Source organism: Bacteroides sp. RTP21281st1_H5_RTP21281_210402 (assembly GCF_040918965.1).
GTDB classification, from domain to species: Bacteria; Bacteroidota; Bacteroidia; order Bacteroidales; family Bacteroidaceae; genus Bacteroides; species Bacteroides congonensis.
Genome location: NZ_JBCOWR010000011.1, coordinates 109,776 through 135,584, shown reverse-complemented (window position 1 = coordinate 135,584; position 25,809 = coordinate 109,776). Strand labels below are relative to the sequence as shown.

Annotated in this window: 25 protein-coding genes; 1 reads left to right on the top strand and 24 read right to left on the bottom strand. The window is 43.6% G+C overall.

Annotated features, from left to right (window positions below):
• Positions 1-124 precede the first annotated feature (124 nt).
• The 10 genes from tyrS to metK all read right to left on the bottom strand — a co-directional run bounded on the left by tyrS (position 125) and on the right by metK (position 9,156).
• A complete protein-coding gene (tyrS, locus tag AB5443_RS16520; RefSeq protein WP_368113716.1) occupies positions 125-1,417 on the bottom strand; it encodes a tyrosine--tRNA ligase in 1,293 nt (430 codons plus the stop codon).
• 88 nt (positions 1,418-1,505) lie between these two features.
• Complete coding sequence (locus AB5443_RS16515; RefSeq protein ID WP_022136632.1) at positions 1,506-2,165, bottom strand: TatD family hydrolase; 660 nt, start codon at positions 2,163-2,165, stop codon at positions 1,506-1,508.
• A gap of 25 nt (positions 2,166-2,190) precedes the next feature.
• A complete protein-coding gene (gene yidD, locus AB5443_RS16510; protein ID WP_303003092.1) occupies positions 2,191-2,412 on the bottom strand; it encodes a membrane protein insertion efficiency factor YidD in 222 nt (73 codons plus the stop codon).
• 50 nt (positions 2,413-2,462) lie between these two features.
• Entirely contained in the window at positions 2,463-2,852 is a 390-nt protein-coding gene (gene rnpA / locus AB5443_RS16505) for a ribonuclease P protein component (protein ID WP_368113715.1), read from the bottom strand.
• Between the two features lie 5 nt (positions 2,853-2,857).
• Positions 2,858-3,604, bottom strand: a complete 747-nt coding sequence (locus tag AB5443_RS16500) for a uroporphyrinogen-III synthase (RefSeq protein WP_022136634.1) — start codon at positions 3,602-3,604, stop codon at positions 2,858-2,860.
• A gap of 4 nt (positions 3,605-3,608) precedes the next feature.
• Positions 3,609-4,442, bottom strand: coding sequence for a DUF4271 domain-containing protein (locus tag AB5443_RS16495; RefSeq protein ID WP_303002794.1), 834 nt, complete (start codon positions 4,440-4,442; stop codon positions 3,609-3,611).
• Positions 4,439-5,026 (bottom strand): TIGR00730 family Rossman fold protein, encoded by a 588-nt coding sequence (locus tag AB5443_RS16490; protein ID WP_044655339.1) that lies wholly within the window; start codon positions 5,024-5,026, stop codon positions 4,439-4,441. Before AB5443_RS16490 ends, AB5443_RS16495 begins: the two co-directional genes overlap by 4 nt.
• Before the next feature lie 526 nt (positions 5,027-5,552).
• A complete protein-coding gene (locus AB5443_RS16485) occupies positions 5,553-5,924 on the bottom strand; it encodes a DUF3244 domain-containing protein (RefSeq protein WP_022136638.1) in 372 nt (123 codons plus the stop codon).
• Positions 5,925-6,018: 94 nt separating this feature from the next.
• Positions 6,019-7,686 carry a hypothetical protein gene (locus AB5443_RS16480; RefSeq protein WP_368113713.1) on the bottom strand — a complete coding sequence of 556 codons (1,668 nt, stop codon included), beginning with the start codon at positions 7,684-7,686 and terminating at the stop codon, positions 6,019-6,021.
• Positions 7,687-7,863: 177 nt separating this feature from the next.
• Positions 7,864-9,156 carry a methionine adenosyltransferase gene (gene metK / locus AB5443_RS16475; protein ID WP_044653537.1) on the bottom strand — a complete coding sequence of 431 codons (1,293 nt, stop codon included), beginning with the start codon at positions 9,154-9,156 and terminating at the stop codon, positions 7,864-7,866.
• 228 nt (positions 9,157-9,384) lie between these two features.
• On the opposite strand from metK, the gene AB5443_RS16470 reads away from it, so the two are divergent.
• Complete coding sequence (locus AB5443_RS16470) at positions 9,385-9,573, top strand: hypothetical protein (protein WP_022139159.1); 189 nt, start codon at positions 9,385-9,387, stop codon at positions 9,571-9,573.
• Between the two features lie 69 nt (positions 9,574-9,642).
• On the opposite strand, the gene AB5443_RS16465 is transcribed toward AB5443_RS16470, so the two are convergent.
• From AB5443_RS16465 to AB5443_RS16400, 14 genes are all read right to left on the bottom strand, one after another.
• On the bottom strand, positions 9,643-11,022 hold the full coding sequence (locus AB5443_RS16465; protein WP_277129891.1) for a TlpA disulfide reductase family protein: 1,380 nt from the start codon (positions 11,020-11,022) through the stop codon (positions 9,643-9,645).
• Between the two features lie 58 nt (positions 11,023-11,080).
• On the bottom strand, positions 11,081-12,793 hold the full coding sequence (locus tag AB5443_RS16460; protein WP_277129893.1) for a PKD-like family lipoprotein: 1,713 nt from the start codon (positions 12,791-12,793) through the stop codon (positions 11,081-11,083).
• Between the two features lie 17 nt (positions 12,794-12,810).
• Positions 12,811-13,626 (bottom strand): hypothetical protein, encoded by an 816-nt coding sequence (locus tag AB5443_RS16455; protein WP_277129896.1) that lies wholly within the window; start codon positions 13,624-13,626, stop codon positions 12,811-12,813.
• 24 nt (positions 13,627-13,650) lie between these two features.
• A complete protein-coding gene (locus AB5443_RS16450; protein ID WP_277129899.1) occupies positions 13,651-15,102 on the bottom strand; it encodes a RagB/SusD family nutrient uptake outer membrane protein in 1,452 nt (483 codons plus the stop codon).
• A gap of 12 nt (positions 15,103-15,114) precedes the next feature.
• Positions 15,115-18,510, bottom strand: a complete 3,396-nt coding sequence (locus tag AB5443_RS16445; protein WP_368119624.1) for a SusC/RagA family TonB-linked outer membrane protein — start codon at positions 18,508-18,510, stop codon at positions 15,115-15,117.
• A 247-nt stretch (positions 18,511-18,757) separates the two neighbouring features.
• Complete coding sequence (locus AB5443_RS16440) at positions 18,758-19,879, bottom strand: FecR family protein (protein ID WP_195662024.1); 1,122 nt, start codon at positions 19,877-19,879, stop codon at positions 18,758-18,760.
• A gap of 87 nt (positions 19,880-19,966) precedes the next feature.
• On the bottom strand, positions 19,967-20,509 hold the full coding sequence (locus tag AB5443_RS16435) for a sigma-70 family RNA polymerase sigma factor (protein ID WP_022139152.1): 543 nt from the start codon (positions 20,507-20,509) through the stop codon (positions 19,967-19,969).
• Positions 20,510-20,612: 103 nt separating this feature from the next.
• Entirely contained in the window at positions 20,613-21,104 is a 492-nt protein-coding gene (gene folK, locus AB5443_RS16430; protein ID WP_277129907.1) for a 2-amino-4-hydroxy-6-hydroxymethyldihydropteridine diphosphokinase, read from the bottom strand.
• The gene (gene queA / locus AB5443_RS16425; RefSeq protein WP_022139150.1) at positions 21,104-22,162 is read right to left on the bottom strand and encodes a tRNA preQ1(34) S-adenosylmethionine ribosyltransferase-isomerase QueA; all 1,059 of its coding nucleotides are present in this window, start codon (positions 22,160-22,162) and stop codon (positions 21,104-21,106) included. The genes folK and queA overlap by 1 nt, the downstream gene beginning before the upstream one ends.
• 17 nt (positions 22,163-22,179) lie before the next feature.
• Positions 22,180-22,902 carry a tRNA pseudouridine(55) synthase TruB gene (gene truB / locus AB5443_RS16420; RefSeq protein WP_022139149.1) on the bottom strand — a complete coding sequence of 241 codons (723 nt, stop codon included), beginning with the start codon at positions 22,900-22,902 and terminating at the stop codon, positions 22,180-22,182.
• Positions 22,902-23,693, bottom strand: coding sequence for an undecaprenyl-diphosphate phosphatase (locus AB5443_RS16415; RefSeq protein ID WP_022139148.1), 792 nt, complete (start codon positions 23,691-23,693; stop codon positions 22,902-22,904). The genes truB and AB5443_RS16415 overlap by 1 nt, the downstream gene beginning before the upstream one ends.
• A gap of 9 nt (positions 23,694-23,702) precedes the next feature.
• A complete protein-coding gene (locus AB5443_RS16410; protein ID WP_277129925.1) occupies positions 23,703-23,957 on the bottom strand; it encodes a DUF3098 domain-containing protein in 255 nt (84 codons plus the stop codon).
• A 20-nt stretch (positions 23,958-23,977) separates the two neighbouring features.
• Complete coding sequence (locus AB5443_RS16405; RefSeq protein ID WP_044653530.1) at positions 23,978-24,859, bottom strand: ABC transporter permease; 882 nt, start codon at positions 24,857-24,859, stop codon at positions 23,978-23,980.
• 3 nt (positions 24,860-24,862) lie between these two features.
• A complete protein-coding gene (locus tag AB5443_RS16400) occupies positions 24,863-25,762 on the bottom strand; it encodes a methyltransferase domain-containing protein (RefSeq protein WP_277129927.1) in 900 nt (299 codons plus the stop codon).
• Positions 25,763-25,809: the final 47 nt, after the last annotated feature.

The following is a 25,809-nucleotide window of genomic DNA, read 5'->3' as shown; positions in this document are numbered from 1 at the left end:
AAAAAGCGGTGCAAAGATAGAAGTATCTAACTAAACTTCCAAATATTTCGGTGTTTTTTTATCAGATTTTGTCAGACTCATGCCGACAAAACCTGATTTTTCAGTCATTCAACTATCTCTTTTCTTATTTTGCAATCAGCAAATAGTAGTTCTTTTTGCCACGCTGAACAAGCAGATATTTCTCATCGAGCAGGTCGGCAGTTGTAATTACCTGGTCAAAGGCTGTTAGCTTCTCCTTATTCAACGAAACGCCGCCGCCTTGAACCAACTTACGCATTTCACCTTTCGAAGCAAATACAGCCGCATTATCGACCAACAGGTCTACCGCCTTCACTCCTTCCGCCAACGCATCACGGGAAATCTCAAATTGAGGTACTCCTTCGAATACAGCCAGCAAAGTATCTTCGTCCAGTTTGCGCAAAGCGTCGGAAGTAGCATTACCAAACAGGATGTTCGATGCGTCTACCGCCGCGTTGTAATCTTCTTCAGAATGAACCATCACAGTCACCTCTTTCGCAAGACGTTTCTGAAGGATACGCAAGTGCGGAGCTGCCTGATGTTCGGCAATCAATGCTTCAATTTCTTCTTTTTCGATAGAAGTGAAGATCTTGATATAGCGTTCTGCATCGGAATCGCTTACGTTCAGCCAGAACTGGTAGAACTTGTATGGAGATGTATAACGAGCGTCCAGCCAAATATTTCCGGATTCTGTCTTACCGAATTTACCACCATCAGCCTTTGTTATCAGCGGACTAGTCAGTGCAAAAACCTCTCCCCCATTCGTACGACGAATCAATTCTGCACCGGTAGTAATATTTCCCCATTGGTCTGAACCACCCATTTGCAGCTTACAGCCTTTTGTCTCATATAAATGAAGGAAGTCATATCCTTGAAGCAACTGATAAGTGAACTCAGTGAATGACAGTCCGTCACGTGCCTCGCCATTCAGACGACGTTTTACAGAGTCTTTCGCCATCATATAATTCACAGTGATATGCTTACCCACTTCACGGACAAAATCGAGGAAGCTGAACTCTTTCATCCAGTCGTAGTTGTTCACCATTTCCGCATGATTGGGTGCATCAGAATCAAAGTTAAGGAACTTGCTCAACTGTTTCTTCATGCCTTCCATGTTGAGATGCAAAGTATCCTCTGTCAGCAAATTCCGTTCTGCCGACTTCCCGGAAGGGTCACCTATCATACCTGTAGCACCGCCAATCAGCACCAACGGCTTATGTCCGCAACGCTGGAAATGACGCAAAATCATCACACTGCAAAGGTGCCCGATGTGCAAAGAATCGGCTGTCGGGTCAAAACCGATATAGGCTGTCACCTGTTCTTTGCTCAACAACTCTTCCGTTCCCGGCATGATGTCCTGCAACATGCCACGCCATCTCAATTCTTCTACAAAATTCATCGTATTACTCTTTTTATTATTAGTTTTTTATTGTCTTTTTAATCCGATATGCGGCAAAAGTACGACTCTTTCCCGGAAGATACAACTCTTAGGCCTTAAAAAAGACATTTTGAATATTTCTACGGATTGTCTCGTGCAGCGTCTCCACTCCCACTCCACGCACTTCGGCTGCCTGCCGCAGGATGTCTTCAATATCAAGCGAACTTTCATCTGTCTCCAAAAATAAGCGGTCGTCGGGTATCAGCTTCATTGTTTCATCGGAATAATGCTCTCCCAAAGAAAGATAGAATCCCTGCTTCAGTAATTGCGTCGCCTGTTCAGGCTTTCCCCGGAAACCATGCCATATCCAGGGCTGTGTGGGACGAAATCTCTTTTTCACAGCCAACATTTCATCCATCGCTTTCACGCAGTGGATGATCAATGGCAAGCTGTACTGTTCCGACAGGGTTATCTGCATTATAAATGCCATTCTCTGAAGTTCCATCGAAATCTCTGTCAATTTGTCCAGTCCGCCCTCCCCTATGGCTACAATCCTCTTATCGGACAGTTGACTGATAATAAAATCCTGTTGCTCTTTCATATTAGACAGTGTCAGCTCCCAGGGATGGATACCGATAGAATAATAATAACCTTCCAAAAGCGGCGCTCCTGTCAACTGTTTATAATTGATAATGGACTTGCCTTCAGAGTCAGCTTCCCGTCTATGGGTATGAATATCCAGGATCGTATCTATCATTTTCCCTTCCATATTTGATTCTTTGTTTTAATTCTTTTTAGGGCACAGGGTCATAACCGGAGCCACCCCAGGGATGACATCTCAGGATACGTCGCACAGTCAGATAAAGCCCTTTCACAGGCCCGTGCTTCTTTATCGCTTCGACTGCATAAGCCGAGCAAGTGGGTGTGAACCGGCAAGAAGGAGGTGTAAGCGGAGAAATACAAATCCGGTAAAAATAGATGGGGATAAGTAGCAAGAACGAAAATATCCTTCTCAAAAATCCTTTCACAGATACCCAGATGGAGGATACCCCGGAGCCCTGGGATTTCATGAGGAAAGCTTTTCGGAGATGCGCGAAAGCGCTATTTTCATTTTCTCTTCCAATTGGGCAGTAGCTATAAGCTCGTCCGACAGATAGATAAAGGCGACAGCCAGACGTTGTTCACGCCGTTGCAGTTCACCGATTAGGAGTTCTTTGTTTCTTCGGTAGGCTTCGCGTATCTGACGTTTCACCCGGTTGCGCTTTACCGCCCGCTTGAAACGTCGTTTCGACACGCTGATCAGTATGGAAACCGAAGCCTCACCCTGTTCGACAGGCATATATACAACACGTATCGGAAAGATGGAAAACGACTTCGAAACGCCGCCCTCAAACATCTTTCCGATCTGTATTTTACTGTTCAGCCTTTCGGCTTTGCACAAAGTATATATACCCACTCTGTTTATTTATTGTTTTCCTTGATAAACATGTCAAGTGCGGCAGTCATTGACGGAGCCTGCACCGTAGGCGCTTCAAGGTCCAGACGAAGGCCGGCATCACGTACAGCTTGTGCGGTAGTAGAGCCGAAAGTTCCGATCTTAATCTCTTTCTGATTGAAATCGGGGAAGTTCTTCTTCAAAGAAGTCACTCCTGCCGGGCTGAAGAACACCAACATATCATAATCAAACTCTTCTTCTGACGTAAAGTCGTTGCTCACTGTGCGGTACATCACAGCTTCTGTATGCTGAATACCATTCTTGTCGAGCAGGTTTTTCACATCATCATTGTGTACGTCCGACATCGGGACGAGGTATTTCTCTGTCTTGTGCTTCACGATGGAAGGAACGAGATCTTCAATCTTTCCGGTAGCTCCAAAGAAGATTTTGCGCTTGCGGTACTGTACATACTTCTGGATGTACAATGCCACCGCTTCCGTCACGCAGAAATACTTCATTGTCTCGGGAATCGCTACACGCATTTCAGTACATAAACTGAAAAAGTGGTCAATAGCATGACGCGAAGTGAATATAACGGCAGTGTGGTCGAGAATCGAAATTTTCTGTTGCCGAAATTCTTTCGCCGAAAGACTTTCAACCTTAATAAACGGCCGGAAATCTATTTTTACGCCATACTTCTCAGCTATGTCGTAATAGGGAGATTTCTCTGACGCAGGCTTAGGCTGCGACACTAGTACTTTTGTAATTTTCAACGTCCTAAAATTTTATTAGCAAAATATTGTTCATTTGAATCATACCTTGGTAGAGTAGCAGACAAGGTACTATTTCTAGAGCGCAAAAGTACACAATTAAAAGGAGAAGGCCACTAAATTGATGAAAAAAAAGCTTTATCCACTTATAAAACATCAATATTTTAGCTAAAATTAGAATAATTGAACCAATTACAATCAAATTGGTGAGGCTTAGATCGAAATAAACTAGAAAAAGTACGAATGGGAAAAGGGCAAATCCGGCATAATATATGAGTGTAGAATAAGATTCCAACCATAGATTTGTCCTGTTTTCGTCAAAAAAAGTCCATCCAAGGAACATGTAAAGCAACCATTTTAGTAAGAAATATGCCAGGCAAAAACCGACATAAATTCCGAGTAAAAGGAGAGGGGAGACATGGGTCATCAGAGCGGGACAAGTATCATGAAAATAATTGAAAAATGTGATTCCCGCCAACACGCAGGTTTGCAATACGAGTACAAGAAGATAGCGCATGTCAGCCGCCGTGGAGCTATCAAAGATGCTCGTCCGCTCCCGGTGCAGCACAAAGTCTTTCACTTGCTGCGAAAGAAATCTCTTTCCGCGTGCCAAAGCGATGGAAGAAAGGAAGAAGCAAACCAGCAACGTTAACGAGATTACGTCATCCGTACGGGGAGAGTAGGGGATAGGGGTTCCCTCAAAGCCTGATTCAACTTCCTGCGTAGTATGAGCCGCAGTCAATTGCAAACTATCACTAGCCGCCTTCACCGGGGCAGTCTGCCCTTGTTGGAACAGCGGCAGAGTATCAGCGCGTTGGGCACTTAGCGTATCGCCTATCATATAGCAGCGAATTTACGAATGGAAACATCCCACACCGGAGTCTCATAAAGCAATTTTACGGCTTCTTCAGGCGTCCGGGCTACTTTCCATATATCTCCATGCTGTTGACGCATAAAGTTCTCCTCAATAGCCTTTTCAAGCATTTCCAACAGCGGGTCAAAGAATTCGTTTACATTGAGAATAATAATAGGGTTGAGATAAAGCCCCAATTGCTTCCATGTAATAATCTCAAGGAGTTCTTCAAGTGTTCCGCATCCGCCCGGCAGTGCGATGATGCCATCACTCAGATTTGCCATTTTCTGCTTGCGCTCGTGCATGGATTCCACTTCAATCAGTTCTGTCAGTCCCGTATGGTGCCAGTTCTGCTCTACCATAAAATGAGGGATTACTCCGGTCACTTCACCACCATTCTTCAAGACTGCATCTGCCACAGAGCACATCAGCCCGATACTGCCGGCTCCGTTAATCAAACGAATATGATGTTCGGCAAGCAGACGGCCGAGTTCTTCGGCTGCTTGAAAGTAGACAGGATCTATCTTGGTACTGGAGGCACTATATACGCATACAGAATTTATTTGGTTCATCTTCATCGCACTATCCATGAGTTTATTATATCGTAGGCGCAAAATTACGAAAAAATTCCGTTATTCACATTTATCTTTATCAGAGATAACAGATATACCTGCTTTCTCATATTGAACATACTGGTCTATTACGCTCAAAAGGCTCTTGGACTTCTGATTCAGAATTCCAAGAGCCTTTCTCACAGAAAATACATCTATTGCAGATATCGCATCTGCAAACAGATGTATCAGATTGCCGCTGAATGAACTTTTATTCGAATAACCAGTTTGCTCGAACACCCTACCAGCTTTCAGCGAGACAATTATTATAAGTGATTCTATTTTCAAAATATACCTAATAACTATTGTATGCCTTTCGCAAGGAACATTAAGCCCACGAGTCAAAATCAACCGGTTCTTTCCCCTCTCGGTCAACATCTAATCGCCAATCGCCTTTTCAGCAATGCACTATATATTCAATAGCGGGGCCTTAATAGTTAATAATTTAGGTATATTTATCTAGTTGCAAATATATCTATTACAGAGATTAGTCTAATTCAAACTCTCCGGCATAGGTTTCAGTCGGAAGTTGTATTTCTACAATATACTTGCCTTTCTCCTCACCTGCAAGATTAACATTAACCTTTTGTACATTCAAATCAGTAGATGAATAAACAACTTCTTCCGTTTCTGCATCTTTTATGATGATTGTTACAGAAGTAACAGGTACAAGAAGGTCAATGGATACTATCGGGCTTTCAACAACAGCAATAGGTATAATAGGAATAGTTCTATGTTGTGCCTGAGTTTTATTTCTTAGTTCAATCTGACGCAAAGATTTCATTTCTCGTGCAAAGGAAGTTGTGTTTACCTGAAGTAAAATGGTCAACAATAACAGAAGTAAGAATTTAGCTTTCATAATAAATTGAGTTTAAAATTTCGCCCCAAAAATACATAGTTGATACAAAAAAAACGATTTTTATGTGGTAACAATGGTAACAGGACACTATAATTTACAGATTATCAATGCTAAATACATATTCAAACATCCCTGCATCCATTTTATTCTTAATACGATTCTTACGTGTTTTAAGAGCATCTGATGTAGTATCCATTAATTCCATAATGACAGTTTTGGAACAATGAAGTTTGGAAAGAATGCAATAAAACAAATCGTCATGAGTTAAAGCTGGACAACATTCTTGCAAATTCGTCATTACATCAATAAATGTTTTGCATATAACAATATGCATCTCCACTCTCAAATTACGCATCACTAATAATTGCTTTGGAGTCGCTTTCTCTAAAGCTTCCAATTTACTGTAATAATCAGTATTCTGAAACACAGACACGCATAATTGAAACTGCTGTTCCCTCAATTCGGACATTTTTTTATTAACAAGTTCCTTATTGGAGTCAGAAATTTCTTCCTCTTTTAACAACATAGTATCTACTCGCTTTTGAGTTAATTCATGTTGCAATGCTATATAACGCTTTTTTCGTTTCCTATCATTCCACATAAAGGAAAAAACACATATAACCATCAAAGAAAGAAATGCAACAATCAAACTACCAATTAATATTTTAGTACGCTCTGACAATACTCTTTTATGTTCTTCCAATTGATGCTTATCCATAAGTCGATTAAGTTCCTCATTATCAGCAATCACCTGAATTGAATCATAAAGTATCTTATATGCATCAATATTTTCTGTTGCAGCTTTCCATTCACCTTTTTTCTTTGCAACCTGATACATTCCATCATAACAAGCAACTTTGCCATAAATATCAAGCTGTTCTATATTCTTACAATAAAAATAACTAGCGGAATCAAGCTTATCCAGATTAAGCATAACTTTAGCTTTTAATAAACAAGCATTAAAAGAACTATCATAATCCATTATTTCAATAGCTTTCGATATGTATTTATCTGCTTGAATATAATCCTTTTCTTCACTATAAACCATAGCTAAATCATGATAAAGTGCACCTATCAGATTAGAATCGCAATCTACTAACGCACAATCAAGAGCATGTCCATAATAACATAGTGCGCTATCTTTCTCATTCTGTAACAAGAATGTGCGTGCAATACCTCTCAATGGATATACCTGTCCACTTTTCCCTTTTAATATCTGATAAGCTGAACGATAAGCTTCTGCCGCTATACTACTCAAATCTTCCTCTTCATAACATTCCGCCAAATTATCATATATCATCGCCAAAAACTCATCTTTAACAGGCATCAACCGAATTGCCGTCAAGTATTCTTCTACAGCGAAAGAAGTATAACCCATATCCCGATATGTAGCTCCTAAATAATAATGGGCTTTTGCGGCACGCACACTCTTCTTTCTATCACCATAGTACTCAACAGCTGTTTTTATCAACGAATCATCTTCTAAAGCAATATAGTTTTTATGCTGAGCTTGCGTAAACAACAACGCATAAAGCGCCCTATCAGCACGTGGCAGTTTCTGTGGAGAAGAGATAGATTCCAAAATGAATAACGCACTATCAGGACGTGCTTCCATTAATGAATCAGCGCACAATAGCAAAGGATTCTTCACTGAAGAAGAACATGAAGAAAAGGATATAGACGACAAAATACTACCTATACCGACAAATAAGCAACAAAAAGCCAACCAATGGCACCTTGAACAGAAATATTTTATTTTCATCTGGAAATTGTTCGTTTCACGAAACAAAAGTAACAAATTCCTGCAAGATATATTTAGTATCCAAAATACATTTATTTAAATATAACTTATAAAAAACGAGAGCCACAATCCCATCTTCCCGGGAAAGGAAGGTGAAATTGTGACTCTTTTATACAATAAGCAAAGCTCTAAAGAGACTTACAGAGCGAAAGCGGCTTTAATTTTATCAACATAATCAAGCTTCTCCCATGTAAAGAGCTCAACATCTACCGTTTTCTCACCTTCATAACGGGAAGAGAATTTCTTCGTAACCACTTGCGGTTCACGTCCCATGTGACCATAAGCAGCAGTTTCCTGATAAATAGGATTGCGAAGCTTCAGACGTTCTTCGATAGCTTTCGGACGAAGGTCGAACAATTGGTCAATGATGCGGGCAATCTCGCCATCAGTCATATTCACATGAGAACGGCCGTAAGTATCCACAAAAATATTGATCGGACGAGCTACACCAATAGCATAACTTACCTGTACGAGCATTTCATCCGCTACACCTGCCGCGACCATGTTCTTAGCGATATGGCGTGCTGCATAAGCCGCGCTGCGGTCTACCTTGCTGGGGTCTTTTCCTGAGAAAGCACCACCACCGTGAGCACCTTTACCACCATAAGTATCAACGATAATCTTACGACCTGTCAATCCGGTATCTCCGTGAGGGCCACCGATTACAAACTTTCCGGTAGGATTAACATGATAGATGATCTTGTCATTAAACAATGCCAACACTTTGTCGTGATGGATAGAAGCAATCACACGAGGCATCAGAATCTCGATCACATCACGGCGGATAATAGACAGCATTTCTTCGTCAGCTTTCAACTGAGCCGCTTGTGAATCATCTTCCGGCTGGATAAAGTCATCATGTTGCGTAGAAACAACGATTGTATCAATGCGGACAGGGGTTCCGTTGTCGTCATATTCAATAGTAACCTGGCTTTTTGCATCGGGGCGGAGATAAGTCATCACCTTACCTTCACGACGGATATCAGCCAGCACTTGCAGAATGCGGTGTGCCAAATCAAGAGAAAGCGGCATGTAGTTTTCCGTTTCATTCGTAGCATAACCAAACATCATACCTTGATCGCCCGCGCCCTGCTCCATCGGATCCTGACGTTCTACACCGCGGTTGATATCGGGGCTTTGCTCATGAATAGCGGACAATACACCACAAGAGTTACTTTCGAACATGTACTCTCCTTTGGTATAGCCGATTTTCTTAATCACTTCGCGTGCGATGAGCTGGAGGTCAACGTACGCTTTAGTTTTCACTTCACCCGCTAGCACCACTTGTCCGGTAGTCACTAGTGTTTCGCAAGCTACTTTCGAACTGGGGTCGTAAGCCAACAGTTTGTCAAGTACGGCATCCGATATTTGGTCGGCTACCTTGTCGGGGTGTCCTTCTGACACCGATTCGGATGTAAATAAGTATCCCATCTTTCTTAAATTAAGAATTAAAAAATAAGAATTAAGAATGAGAGAGTAGGAGAGGTGAGTGCTGCAAAGAGTAAACGGCAAAGCGTCGATAAGACGTGTTTTAGCATTTTTTTCCGTGGTTGCAAGCTACTCAAATCTGTCCACACTTTCATTTCGGCTACAAAGATAAAGAGAATTCGGAGATTATGAGTATATTTGGCACGTATTTAACACATAAATAGATTTAAAATGATTCTAAATAAGAGAGTAAGAACGATTTTCGTGCTGGCACTTTATGTCGGATTTACGATTGCCATTTACGCCATTGTCTGCCACTTTATCAACCGTGAGTTTCGGGATATCGAGTTGTTGTACGCAATACTGATAGGCTGTCTGGCATATTTGCCGAGATTTATCGCTGACAAGAAGAAAAAATAAGAAAAAGGATATGCCCCGGTTTTAGCGCCGGAGACATATCCTTTTTAAGACATACCTCTTACCAGTCCTTTATTTCAGCAACGAGTCAATCATTTCCTTCGCTTCCGGATTAGAAGGTCGGGGCGCATAAGCACTGACTATATTAAAATCCTTGTCAATCAGGACAAAACGGGGAATATAATAAATAGACCAACCACTATGCATTGTCTTATCGACACTGTTATACTGGCTGAGTTGTTTTTTATGTGCGGTAATGAACCGTTTCCAGGCTTTATTGTTCGTATCTGTTGAAACCGGCAGGAAAACAATATCCTTACCGGCATATTCTTTACTTAACGACTCGAAATGCGGAGATTCCTGAATGCACGGCCCACACCATGTAGCCCAGAAATCAACATAAAGCACCTTTCCCTTGAAATCGGAAAGATGACGGACAACTCCCGCCGTATCAGTCAATTCAAAATCAATAGCAGGTTGTCCTTTCAACAATCGGCTCGCTTTTACTATCATGCTGTTCAGTTCGGCCGCAAAGTCCTTATACTGCAAATTATCAGCAAAACTCTTCACCTCAGCCAGTGACTCATCAGTTACTTCCTGACGCAACTTATTAACATATTCGGAAGAGTTGAATAAAGCCTGAATACGCGGGGTAAAAGTAACGCCCTCCGTCCATGCTTTCATAGAAGCCAGATAAGGAGCATTCACCTGACTCAGTACACTACGCGCCACATTCACATCCAGATACCTGTCGTCAACCAGTTCTTTAATCCGTGATTTTACTTCTTCAGTCAGGGTATTATAAAACGAGTCGACCTTCTGCATAGCCTGTTCCCTATCTTTCACTCCTGACGTAAGTCGGGAATAAGAAGGATAAGACAAGTAACTATTTACAATATCCGCATTGATACGTGCATTCTCCATATCCTTGAAGTCCTTGCTTACGTTTGTCAGAGCTTCCAACTGCGCACGTCGGATACGTGCCAAGCTGTCGATAGTAGTCCGCGTAGCGGCAAAGTCAGCACGTATATTATCGCCACTTTCAAGGAAAGAGCCTCCATGCGGAAAAAGGCGCCCTTTCATATATATGTTGGCTTCCGCTCCCTTTCCTGCGAACTCTGCCTCCCCATTATTCTGTGTGATTTTCACTGTCAGATCATCACCCGGACTCAGATACACCGTATTACGGTTGATATTAAAGTAAGCAGGCTTATCAAGCTCGATGACAGTGTCGAAGTTACCTTTCGCATCTGTTTTCAACATGATATTACGACTTTCACCCAACATGGAAGCTGCCCCGTCAAAGCGCATCGGAACATCAGTCGTTCCCATGTCTACCAGTTGCCCTTTGAGATGCACCTTGTTGCCATCTACGGTGCCGGCAAGCATATTGCAACAGATGAAAGAAGCTGCAACAGCTGTCAAACCAGAAAATTTCAAAGAATTCATCATAAAAATAGTTCTATTTTAGAATTTAATAAATAAGTTACGCATGCAAAACTGCAATCTCTTAAATAAATGTCACGTCTTTAATCTTTCCGAAGCCTTTATGCTCCTGAATGGCAGGATACATCGTATCATTATCCACTTTCCCGGCTGTGTTCAACTGAAGAACCACCACTTCACCGGTTCCATCCGGCAAGTTCACTCCGGCAGCCATTGTACGTTCATACGGATGCCCGTAGATTTCCGCCCCATCAGGCATGTCACTTACATACAGAGCCTCTTCGTAAGCCATCTGCAAACAAGAAATCTCCGCATTGGGGTTAGGATGCTGATAAACAACCGTCGAACTGCCTCCGGTTACAGCAAAGTCCAATTTATAGATTTTATTACCTACAGCATAAAAAAGAATATTACTGTACTCCCAACTTGAGGTCATCGGCGTATGGGTTGTCACCCCTGCCGGCGTATCGATGGAATATAAGTTCGTCACCGGAATGTCATCCGGATCACTGCTATTCGTCATAGGATAACCGTGGAATACGTACACTGAAGACTTGCCAGTATTTTCGTTCAGCAAATAAGCATTTACAGCCATACGCTGCCATGCCGCCATAAGAGACTTACCATACCAATATCCGGCTGTGAAGTCTACCAACTTCAAATCGGGATTAACTGCTGAAGGATCTGCCGCATTCTTCGGATTATTCGGAACAACCTGTATCGTCCCCCTTTTAGAAGGTGCCGCACCGGTATGTGTACTACCCGACCAGCTATTCTGGCTTTGAATGTTCAGTTTCAGGAAGCGATGGTTCTTGCTGTCGAAAGCAATGCCCGCCGTAGGAACAGGATATGCTTTTTCGACATAATAATCGCCTGCAGCCGCCACTTCATTATCCGGATACATGCCATACATCAACACACTATACATACAACCCTGGAACACTTTTCCATGACTGCATAGGAAGCCTGCCTGATAACTGTTGCCGAAACTGACATCATCACTGCCGAATCCCTCTATTTCTCCGGGATAAATAATATGTTCCCAGTTACCCGCTAATATAAAGTTCTCCGCCTGATTGAGCAAACCGGACTCCTCTTGGTTGGTAGTACTTACATATAACTGCGTATTGGTAATCAACCCCAGCCAATTAGTAGCGTCATAACTTGAAAGAGCTACCTGCCGCCTGCCCAGCGCTACGGATTTTCCGGTAAGCGGTTCCTGTTTTATCTCTTCATTTTTCGCTCTTTCCCTGGTCAATGCATCGGGAGTGACAATCATGGCTCCATTAGCATATTCAACACTACCCAGTTCTGCGTGCCCGTCGATATCATGCAACACTATCCAGGAATTCTCAAAAGGTTTGATAAGCTTCAGATTAACAGGATACATATCAGTGACGCCCGTCTGATTGTCCGTCACGTAAAAACGGAAATAATAATTATAAGAGAACGTCTTCGTGTCATTCGGGTCTATCGTAATAGTGACGCTTTGTCCGGTACTTACTGTTTCTCCAAACTTCTCGCCGCCCTGATTGGTTCTCCTGTCCATCTTCCATAAAAACGAGACATCGGACAAGTCAGTGCTGCCATTGCTCAATGTCACCTTAGGAGTGATAGTATACTCAATGGCTTCTTCCGGTTGCTTGATTCCGTAGTTGTTGTCCACTTCCACCAACACCCGGTGGTAAGGCTGATAATCGTAATTGCCTTTATCTTCATAACAAGAACTTACTACCAATAACGCAAGTACTGTCAATATCGTATAAATTGGTTTCATATAGTTTCCTCCTCTTTCTATTTCACTTCTACCGGTTCAAATGTGACAACGGTGCCGTCGGGCTCAGTCAATGCCCCATGTTTAGCATTATATGCATTCAAGGCTTCCTTCAATGTTTCCACATTAGCAGGACTGTCAAAGCCTATCCCAAATCCATAAGGGGTATATACAAAGATTTGAGTAGTACGGTTTTTAAAGACAGACAAGATAAAACGTACTTTCACCGGGCCGTAAATACCGATATAAGAAGCAAATGTGTTGTTCCATTCCTCTTCACTTCCAACTCCCATGTTCTCCTGAGAGATTTCGTACTTATCCGATGCTTTCAGAATAATGGACTGGCGTTCCTCCGAGCCGGCCACCACATCCGAATTTGCATAATCGAAAGTGATTTTTACCTGATACTCCTTATTATAGGCAGCAGGACGTTCCACCAGCACCGCCATCCTTACATAATACTCTCCCGCCTTGATAACAGAGTCCTTAGGCAAAACCAATGTCGGTGTATCATAGCCCTCAACCGACTCATAAGCAAGATTCACCCGCAAAGGATGTTCCTGCAACATTCCTTCCAGTTTGGCTTTCACGTACACGGTATCATATTTATCCGTGAATTGCCCCTTCTCATAATGAGCGGCAAAATTTGAAGTATATCCCATCTGGTCGGGATTGTCCGGGTCTTCCTGACTATTCGGCATATCTCCTAACTGATATTCCTGCGAAGTAAAGTTTATGGCAGGCTCTCCCGTGAAAGAATAAACTTCCTCTTTCGTACAAGAAGAATAAAAAAGCGCAGCCAGTACAATAAGATATAAGTTATATATAGTCTTCATAACGTCTTTATAATTTGTTAATCATCAGATGCCTCCCAAAGCTTTCTCATCATCAGGAATAGGGAAACGATAGTTACTTTCAGTCATATTGTTGACAGGACAAAATTGGAACGTCTTATATCCCAACCGTTTGTAGAAATACCATAACTGTCCTTCTCCATACAGTTCCTTCCGGTATTCTTTCTCTATTTCCTTCATCTTCTCGTCTTCACCGGCAAAAACCTCAATGCTGGAAAGCCCCCTGGCACTTCTGACAACGGACAGCGTTTCTGCCGATTCACTCAAATCTGCCGTACATTCGGCAAGAATATAGTACATTTCCGGCAGGCGGATAAGCGGCATCTGGTTTTCTATTGCCGGAGAGAATAATCCGGTCTGTCTGAATTTGAGGGTATACGAACCGGTATTGGAAATGGTGAAGCCCTGTCCTTCCTTCATACGCATATCATTATATCCGTCGGCTTCCGTATCAAACAGTTCGTAGACCCTGTCCCTATTTTTGATAAAATATGCATTAGTCATTCCGGCTTTGAAGTCCAAATCTATCTGGTCATCATACTTCTCGGAATCCATGCTCAACGCGAAAACAAGCTCTGTGGAACACACCGGATCAGTAGCATTGTCCGTAACCAGTGTGAACAAGTGGCTGTTTCCCTTGGATGCTTTAATCACCTGAGCAGCATAATCCGCCGCCAACGCCTTAGATTGTGCATCCCCCTTATAAAGGTAAACACGGGCAAGCACTGCCTTTACAGCAAACTTATTCATACGGTTGAAACGGTAATCCAGAAAAGGGTCAACTCCTTCCTCATACGAACCCGCTGTCGGGAAAGAGATATTCATCGGGTCATTTTCCAGCAATCTTTCAGCTTCTTTCAGAGTAGTAATAAGATTGTCCACCAATTCAGAGGCAGGCATCAGCCGGACTATAGAACGGTCGAACTCCGTCCGGTAGGGAAGAGTGGGAGAAGACGGGTTGTCCTTATAGACAGGCCCGAACATACGGAGCAGGTCAAAGTAAAGAAAAGAACGCAATCCCAACATTTCACCTTTCATAATATCCTGATACCCATCGCTTGTCACGACATCTCCTTTCGTTTCAAGATTGGTGAGGAAATTATTGATATTGGCTATGATATTATAGTGTCCGCCCCAGAACTTATTGGTATAATTCTCTGTCTGGTTGGATGGGAATGTGTACCAGTCCGTCCGTGTATAATCCAGCGTTTCCGTATCCGACTGAGTGTCGTAACGCTGTGCCAGAATATCCATAAAGCCATAAGTCAACTGTCTGCCATAGAGCGAAACATCACACATAGCCATATAAATACCGGTAAGCGCTTCCTTGAATCCCTGCTCGGTACTGAACAGTTCTTCTTCCTTTATATTGTTCTTGGGATTTACATCCAGCCAATCGCTGCACGAAGTGGCAAGCAGCAACAGGCAGCATACAGATATATCTATTATTTTCTTCATAAGGCAAATAAATTAAAAAGTTAGATTCAGCGACATGGATACTTGACGCGACATCGGATATTCCGTACCACGTTCCACTTTCACCGTAGACCAGTGGAAAAGGTCTTCCATATAAAATCCTACGCTGGCACTACTCAACCCGAGTCTCTCCAGGAACTTGTCGTAACGCTTCTCAAAGCGGTACTGGATATTAATAGTGTTCAGCACCAACTCGTTATCATCCATGATAAAACGTGAACTGGCTTTTGTGGTATTTCCGTTTACCGTCTCCGACAAAGATTTATATTTTGCCACATCGCCCGGCTGGAGCCAGCGCTCGGTATAAGCACGGCGGTCTACATTACTATAAATGTCAGCATTCTCCACTTTGTCAAGCAGCGTCTTGTTATACACCTGTCCGCCGAACTTATAGCGGGCGGCCACGCTGACACTAAGTCCGCGCCAGTTGAAGTTTACCCCCAACGTACCCATCAGGTCGGGTTCGGTGTCACCAACCGGAACCTGGTCGGCCGCATCCCACGTACTTTTGCGGTTGCCATTACGATCCAGAAAAACTTCACGTCCGGTGATAGGGTCGATTCCCAATGAACGGACAGTCCAAATTATTGTTTGTGAATATCCCTCTTCATAGCGTGGCATGGGACGGCTCAGCTTGTTCGGGTTGTCGGGGTCTTCCTGCATCATCTCCTGATTACGTGCACGCATGGCATTGGAAATTTTCTTAATTTTATTTTTATTGTGGCTTCCGTTGGCAATAATACTAAAGTTCATCTGTTTGGACGGGTTGTAATAAGGCATCACACGCAAAGTAAACTCGTATCCGACATTAGAGATATTACCGACATTATCTTTCATCGTACTGAATCCCACAGAAGGCGGCAATGAATAATCAAGCACCGTATTCTTAGTGTACTTATTGTAGTATTCAAAACGTCCGCTCAACTTATTCTTGAACATGCTAAAGTCAACTCCCGCATTGAAAGAGTTCGTAATCTGCCATTTCAGATCCGGATTTCCCATACCGTAGAGCATCGTTCCCACCACGTCCGAACCTTGATAAATACGCATACTATTGGCGTAAGAATACATCTGCAATGCCTGATAGGCAGAGAATCCCTGCTCACCGGTCACACCATAAGTGGCACGCAAAACCAATTCATCGAATATCCCCGTCTTCCTAATCCAAGACTCCTTGTGGAGATTCCAGCGCGCGCCGGTTGACCAGAACGGAGCGAGCCTGTTATTGCTTCCAAACTCAGAAGAAGCATCCAAGCGACCGTTCACATCGACAGCATAACGCTGGTCATATGTATAACTGACGGTAGCTACCGCTCCCAACGCACGTGTAGTACTTTCATCTCCCGTAGTTTCTTTCATCTTCGCACCCAGAAATACTTCGTCCATATTATCATTAGGGAATCCCGTCACATTGACACCAGCCGTATGATTCTTGGTTTCGGTCACATTATAACGGAAAAAAGTAGAAAGCAGATGCTTGTTCTTCCATATCTGATTGAAACTGGCAGTGAAAGCCAAATCGTACTGCAATGAAGTAGCATTGCTCCATAGGTAGCTCCCCCTGTCTTCAAGCGGTAGAAGTTCTCCAGTCTGAAACTGCGTATGATTGGCAGACTTGAAAATATCCGTATCCGACTGGGTCTTTGTAACAGTTAGATCCATAGCAAGACGCAGATTGCTTATCGGAGAATACTCAGCACGGAAAGCGTCACGCACTTCAAAGGCAGTGTTACGGTCTTTCGTGTTATAAAGTGTATTATACATCGGATTTGTCACATATTTCCCGGAAGAGAAATCATACATATCCAAAGGTTCTTCCAGATAAAGGGGAATATTTCCCTTTTCGTCACGTATCGTATAATACGGATTCAACGAAGCATACTCCTTGAAACTTCCATAAGGAGAAGTTCTGTCAGACACGTTATAGTCCACATAAGCAATATTACTGATTAACAAGCCTTTGTAACGATAACGAATGTCCAGGCTGACACTTTTCCCGCTAAGCCCCGTCTGCTTCATCACACCGGGAGCCTCATTAATGCCCGCATAAAGTTTGTAACGGAGACTCTCGTTACCGCCTTCGAGATTAATACCATGGCGATGAGCAAACACCGTCTGCAAAGGTTGGGACAACCAGTACGTATTCACTCCACGCTTGACATTATACAGTTTGTTGGCATAAGACGCCAGCCTGCCGGCAGACGATTCTCCCGTGTAATACTCGTCGTAAAGCCCGGCACGCCTTTCCAGCTCCAGTTTTTCGGCCGCATTAAGCAGGTTGTAATCTGTCAAATCAGGATATTCCACTTTGTAATTTCCATTGTAGGTGACGCGCAGCTTGCCCGCTTCCGGTGCTTTCGTCTCCACGACAACTACACCATTGGAAGCCTGCGATCCATAAATAGCCATCGCCGCAGCATCTTTCAGCAAAGTGACACTGGCAATCTGGGCAGGATCCAAGTCCATAATCTTTGTCACGCTTACCCCAATGATACCATCCAGCACGAACAACGGCTGATTGGGACGAGTATCCACATCACCACGCATAATAATCGTCTCATCCGTAGAATAATCTCCCATGCTGGACTGTCCACGCATATTGAAATTCGGAACCGAGCTAGGATTGGAACCGGAAATCATACTCTCTTCCATCCGGAAACCGGGGTCAAGCATCTGAATGGCGTTCAGGACATTTCCCGAAGTCAGTTTACGAATCTCCTCACCGGACATCCGATTAGCCGAACCGGTAAACCCTTCTTTCTTCCGTTCAAAAATACCTGTCACCACCACTTCATCTACTGCATGTGCGTCATCTTTCATCACAATAGTAAGAGGTTTCCCCGCAAAGGGAACAGATACCTTCTGCATACCGATATAAGTAAAATGCACAGTTTTTACCTGTTTGCCTTCGGGCACAGCAATCGTAAACTTCCCATCCATATCGGTAGCACCGCCTACCGACGGGTCGTCCGTCCGGACATTCACCCCGGGAAGCGGCTCCCCATTAACATCTTTCACCTGCCCTGTGATTTTCTGTGTAGCCTGCCGCTTTATCAACAAGACCGACACATACTTGCCGTTAATCCTGAAAGAAAGCGGAAAAGAAGTAGTGATAGCCACCATAGCTTCTTCCACCGTTTTTTGTTTCAGGTTGATAGTCACCTTGAAGTTCTGGACTTCATTGTAAGTGAACAGAACTTTAAACCCTGAAGCTTCCTCCACTTTCTTCAACACAGAAGGCATAGCTTCGTCATGACACACTAAGTCAAACCTCTTCGAACCGTTCTGCGCTAAAGCTTGCCTTACAGGCAAACCGGCGAACAAAAAGACCACCAACGCTATCACGATTGAATTCAAAAGAGTCCCTCTCTTGCTTAAATAATCTTTCATAAATCCAACATATTGAAAAATTAAAAATTTATATTACTACGAAAGATTAAGCAAGATAGTCCCAACAAAACATTATTTTTTTCATTCTGACGGTCATTTTCTTTTTTTCATATCAGAAAGAAAGGCTCTAAAACACTTCCTCATCCATTGTGAACAACAGGAGCAATCATAAAAAAAAGAAAATAACGCCCCGTTGATGAACAAAAAATGTCCACCAAACAAATAAAATATGAACTAAAAAAGATATTTATTCGCGCTTACGAACAGTTATTTTATTTCCTCCGTCCTTTGTTACGGAAAGATATTGGTAAAGGTTCAGATTTTCAATGACACTGTCTATGGTCTCGCTCCTGTCGGCAACGAAATGAAGGCGCTGCTCTTCAAGCAAGGAATCCTGCTCCATCTCTATCGTCACGTTATACCAACGTCCCAAATCTTTCAGGATGTCGCTCAGATGAACATTATCATAATAGAAATAACCTTCCATCCAATAAGTATAATAGCTCACATTCACCTGGTGAACCTGAAAATCGTCATCCGTACAGGTAATGTCATCGCCGGGAACCAGCAGAACTTCCCGGTCAATTCCGGGCATATGCACTTTCACAGAGCCCTGCACCAATGTGACGTGCGCCTCGGAATCCTTATATGCCTTCACATTGAATTCAGTCCCTAGTACTTCGGTAGTCATTTTATCGGTAATAATCACAAAAGGATGCTGTTCGTCACGAGCCACCTTGAAATATGCTTCCCCCTCAAGAGTCACAGTACGCCGGGAACCTGAAAAACGTGTAGGAAAAGAAAGGCGGCTGGACGCATTCATCCATACTTCCGTCCCGTCGCTCAGCACAATCTTATAAACCTGTCCGCGGGGAATAGAGACAATATTACGACATACCTTTTCAACAGACGCACGGGTATAGTCGGCTTCGGTAGCCGAAAGCACCACTCCTTCTTTCTCAATCCTCGCCTTTGAGAGATTTGGCAAAGGTGTTTCTGTCTTTTCTTCCGAAGAGATATCCTCCTCAATCACGGAAGCCTGTTTCACCGGCTCCGTCTTCACTAACACCGCCACTTGCTTCTCGTGCAACGTAGTCTCCACATTGCTCCACAGTAAAAATACAGCAATCAGCAAAGCTGCTGCAGAAGCGGAGAACAATATAAATGACCGGAGTTTCCGGGACTTCTTCTTTTCTTGCCGGACACGGCTGCTGAACTTCTTCCACTCCTCTGCGCCTGATGGTTCTTCAAACTGCAAACGGAGAAATGCCTGCTCGCACTCATACTGCAAACGCTCCTCCTGGGGAGTACTTACGTCCTGATAATCCTCACAACAGTTACTATCTTGTTTATTATCTTGCTCACTCATATAGTTTTGCTGTTTTTCTATGATATTTATAATTCTATCAACGCATTTCTATGTACTACACGTAATTACTACGAATCAAACATTACTTTAGTCACTATAATTACCACCTTTTTTATACTTTACAGAAAAATACTGCCGAATAATGTTCAGCCCTTTCATCACATGTTTGCGCACACCACTTTCCGAAAGACCGGTCAACCGCGCCACTTCTCGATACATTTTCTTATAAACATAGCATTGTTCCATCACCGTACGTGTCAGGGGCGGCATTTCCTCTATCAACCGCATAATAACAACAATACGCGCCTCACTTTCCCGTCGGTCGTCATCATTCCACTCACGAAGCATCGACAAGTAAGACAGCTTATTATCTTCCTGCTTTTCCTGACGCCGGAGATAATCTATGCAGAGATGATGCAGATGAGTGTACATATAGGTGAGTGCCGTATCCATCCGGAAAGTTTCAATCCGCTCCCACATAAATTGGAACGAATCGCCAACCAAATCCTTACAAGTCTCAGAATCAGGAATATATCGCAGGGCATAATAATAAAAACGGGAATAATTTGCTTGAAAGAATTCTTCGAACTCTTTTTCTAACAATTCTTTGTTGCCCTGCTTTACCTTCATTCTTTTTTGTTTCAAATTAGTAACAAACCGGCGGCAAAAATAATAAATAAAAAGAAAAGTATAACCTTTATAATTAATTTATATCATTATAGCACTTGCCATATCAATCCAGCCGCTTCTTTATTCCGCTGCTAATCTCTTTCATAGTTTTCCCAAATACCGGGTGTACCAACTCCGGCGCAATCTCTGCCAACGGCAGCATTACAAAATCACGTTCTGTCATTAAAGGGTGGGGGAGATTCAGTTCTGCACCTGTCGGAGAGGTTACAGAAAGCACTAAATCTTCATAAAACAAGAGGTCAATATCAATCAGACGGTCACTATACACTCCGTCAACGGACTTTTTGGTACGCCCCAATTCTCGTTCAATCGCCTGTGTCTCCTGCAATACCGCCAAAGGGGACAAATCCGTATCCACGCAAGCGGCAGCATTCAGAAAACTATTCTCAGAAGTAAATCCCCAAGGGGCGGTAACGTAAAAAGCAGACAGGGAAATGACTTTCCCTACCTGCTCTTCTATTTTTTGCACGGCATCCCGAAGATTTTGTTCTTTATCTCCCAGGTTTGTGCCGAGCCCTACATAAACTTTTGCCATTATTTGTCCAGAATCAGCATTGCATCTCCGTATGTACCGAAACGGTATCCTTCCTTCAATGCTACGTGATAAGCATCCATTACCTGCTCATAGCCCCCAAAAGCAGCTACAATCATCAACAATGTAGAAAGCGGCATATGGAAGTTGGAAATCATTGAATTGGCCACAGTAAATTCATACGGCGGGAAGATAAACTTGTTCGTCCATCCTTCAAATTCCTTCAAATGCCCGTCGGTGCTGACTGCGCTTTCGATGGCACGCATCACCGTCGTACCCACCGCACACACATTCTTTCCGTTATCTTTGGCACGATTAACAGCTTTCACTGCATCCGCATCCACAAACATCTGTTCCGAATCCATCTTGTGCTTCGTCAAGTCTTCCACGTCAATGTCGCGGAAATTACCCAGACCTGCGTGCAGAGTGATATATGCAAAGTCCACTCCCTTGATTTCCAAACGCTTCATCAATTCACGGCTGAAGTGCAGGCTGGCAGTCGGAGCTGTCACCGCACCTTCATTCTTCGCGAAGATAGACTGGAAACGTTCTGCATCTTCCGGCTCTACGGGACGGTTAATAATCGTATGTGGCAGCGGAGTTTCACCCAATTCATACAAAGCTTTTTTGAACTCGTCGTGAGGCCCGTCATAAAGGAAACGCAGTGTACGTCCACGGGAAGTCGTATTATCAATAACTTCGGCCACCATTGAATCGTCCGGCCCGAAATACAGCTTGTTACCGATACGAATCTTACGCGCCGGATCCACTAATACGTCCCACAAGCGAAGTTCTTCATTCAATTCACGCAACAAGAATACCTCGATACGGGCACCCGTCTTCTCCTTGTTACCGTACAAACGCGCAGGGAATACCTTCGTATCGTTGAATATAAACACATCCTTGTCATCAAAGTAGTCCAGAACTTCCTTGAACATCCTGTGTTCAATCTTACCTGTTTTACGATGCAATACCATCAAACGAGACTCATCCCTATATTTCATAGGATGCAGAGCAATCTTATCTTCGGGTAACTTAAATTTGAATTGTGATAATTTCATATCTATTCCTTATTACGTTAATTATTTTCTTCTTCATTTTCTATTTCCTGTCCGTCAATCCACTCTTTAAAGTGTTCGGGATTCAGGCAGTCTTCCAACCGGACGTCACCTACACGGGTACGAATCAGGCCTGTCAGATGGGCTCCGCTATGGAGCGCTTCACCAATGTCGCGCGCCAAGGCTCGGATATACGTCCCCTTGCTGCATACGACACGAATCCGAATCATCGGCTCGGGAACATCCAGACTGCACTCCAGCAATTCAATCTCGTCGATAACAAGCTGTTTCGCCTTTAGTTCTACTTCCTCTCCTTTTCTTGCCAGTTCGTAAGCACGCTTTCCATCCACCATACAGGCGGAGAATGCAGGCGGTACCTGTTCTATCGTACCGATAAAGTGCGTCAACACTTCTTCCACCATCTCCCGTGTGATATGCTCAGTAGGGTAGGTAGCATCTATCTCATGCTCCAAATCATACGACGGCGTGGTAGCCCCCAACCGTAGCGTAGCGACGTACTCCTTCGTATGATATTGAAACTCCTCTATTCTCTTCGTTGCCTTGCCTGTGCATACAATCATTACCCCTGTCGCAAGGGGATCCAACGTGCCGGCATGACCGACTTTCAGTTTTTTCACCCCTATCCGGCGACAAATATGATAACGGGCGTGCCCTACTACCTTAAATGAAGTCCAACCAAGAGGTTTATTAAAAAACAATACTTCTCCTTTTTTAAAATTCATCAGCTCAATATAATCGTTACTAATCCTGCTATCGCGCAATAGATAGCGAAATAGATCAGCTTTCCTTTCTTCACCACATTAATCATCCACTTACAAGCCAGACAACCCGCCACGAAAGCAGCCAGAAAACCGACAATCAGCGACAACGCAGGAATATCACCTACCACATCCTCACCTTTCATCATCTTCATTCCGTCGAGCAACGCTTCTCCCAAGATTGGCGGAATAACCATCAGGAAGGAGAATTGTGCCAGTTTCGCCTTGTTATCGCCCAGCAGAAGCCCCGTAGCAATGGTAGAACCCGAACGGGACAACCCCGGCATGACTGCGCAAGCCTGCGCGATACCGATAATCAGAGCGTCCTTCATCGAGATTTTTTCTTTCTGACGCGGCTTATAGTAATAAGAGAAAGTCAGCAGTGCGGCAGTCAACAGCAACATACAACCCACAATCAGCAATCCCGAACCGAAAATCGCTTCTACATAATCCTTAAAGAACACTCCCACAATACCAATAGGTATCATTGAGATCAATATATTGATGACATAGCGCGTCTCGTCGTTCATCTGAAACTTGAACAGCCCGCGGAAAATCCAGTCTATCTCTTTCCATAAAATCACCAGTGTACTGCATACCGTAGCCACGTGCACCACAATCGTGAATGCCAAATTCTCTTCACCCTGTATCCCGAACAATGCTGACCCAATGGCCAGATGACCACTGCTGCTTACGGGCAAATACTCAGTCAATCCCTGAATCAGTCCAAGGATTAATGCTTCTAACCAACTCATAATATCTTTTTATTCTCTTTTAATTTTAGGCAATTCAGTCATTTTAGGTTTACGCAACACCGCGTATATCATTGACAAAAAACCAAACAGGCAAACGACGGGCGCCACCTTTATTCTGCGTACACTGAAAATATCCGGTTCGAAAACCGTTTCGGACGACGAGGGTCCCGACATCAACAGGAAGCCGATAATAACAATCGCCATTCCTATTGCGAGCAAGATAAAGTTCACTTTATCAAAGGCAAATTTCTGCTTGTCTGACATAAGTTTTTTCTTCTTTTGAATTAAATATAGTATAGGCTGTTCGCTTTCATTCTCAAGTACTTATTCATTGAGAAGTAGGCACATAGCCATGTTATTACAATTCCAAACACTAATACGCTTGCGCATACTATCAACATGACTTCGGGCGTGATAACCTGAAGCAGTTCCTGTTCATACGTCACCGCCCAATAGGCAGTCCCCATCAATATGGCATCGGCAATCATGGCTGCCAGTATGCCGCTCCATACGTTCTTCCGAAGAAACGGCCCCCGTATAAAACTCCAACTCGCCCCCACCAGTTTCATGGTATGGATGAGGAACCGTTTGGAATAGATGGCAAGTCTTATCGTATTGTTTATCAAGGCAAAAGAAATAAAAGTGAGCACCACCGCCAAAGCAAGCAGCACCAGGCTGATATTCCGTATATTATCATTCACGGCATCAATCAGCTCTTTCCTGTAAAGCACATCCTGTATATTGGAATTCTTCTTCACCAGTTTCTCTATTTTCGCAATGCTGTCGGAATTGGCATAGTCGGAATGGAGCTTGATTTCGAGGGACGCAGTAAATGGATTATAACCCAGAAACTCCTCGGGATCGGTTCCCATCGCTTCCGTCTGTTCCTTCAGAGCCTGTTTTTTAGAGATATATTCGGATTGCTTCACGAAAGGTTCCTGATTCAGCTTCTTCTGAAGTTTCAAAATATCGGCTTCCTTCATATCGTCACTGATAAGAATGGAGAAACTGATATTCTCGCGGACATACACGGAAAGATTATGCGCCGTCAGCACGAAAAAGACAACCAGTCCGAGCAACAACAACACCAGTGTCGTACTGATACTCGACGTGATGAACTGCATGTCGAATACTGAACCTGACTTATATTTGTTTTTACTTCCCATACGTTATCTCTTTTTCCGGAATACGTAAATCATAGAACTGCTCCGCTCTTTCCGTCCCAAAGCGCTGAACCAAGCAAGTGTTCCGGCATACATTCCTTTCAGAAAGCTGCTCGAACTGCCACGGTGCTTCTCGCTCAACATGGATACGTAGAACGCATCGAACGGCATCGGATGACGTGCCGCCATAATAAACCCGTGACGGGAAGCCAACTGCTGTATAGTGCCGGGTGTGAAATGCCAGAGATGGCGGGGAACGTCATAAGCCGCCCAATATTCTCCATAACGTTGCGCGTCATAAGAAGAACAGTTGGGCACAGCCACAATCAGCACACCTTTTTCCGTCAGCAATTCACGAAGTATTTCCCAAGTTTCGTTGAGGTGCTCCAAGTGCTCCATCACATGCCAAAGGGTGATAACATCAAAGCTGGCGGGAGCAAACTCCTTCAACGCCGATTCGGGTTTCACATCCAGGCCGAAATTCGTTTTCGCGAACTCACGTGCCTGCGGACTCTTCTCCACCGCTTCCACTTTCCAGCCACGGTGCACCATCGTATGTGCGAAATAACCGGTTCCCGTACCTATATCGAGCAAACGCCCCGTCTTACGATGCGACTCTCTTACCACCAGGCGCGCTTTGCGGCCCAGCATATAGGAACGTACATAATGGTAAATGCTATTCATCGCGCCCTTGCGCGTATCCGTGTGGGAGATGTAGTCGGGAGTCTCATAATACTTGCCTATCTCTGCTTCTACGGGAACGCCTTGCGTGAATGTAAATCCGCAGTCCTCACACGAATACAGTTCAAACTGTTCGCCCGAAGCATAAAAATCCGTACAAGTCATGACGCGTTTCAAGTGCGTACTGCCACACACCGGACAAGCATTTATACTGAGTTTTTCCATTAATTCCAAACAAAATTAAGTGTTGTCCCGAATCACAAGACAACACT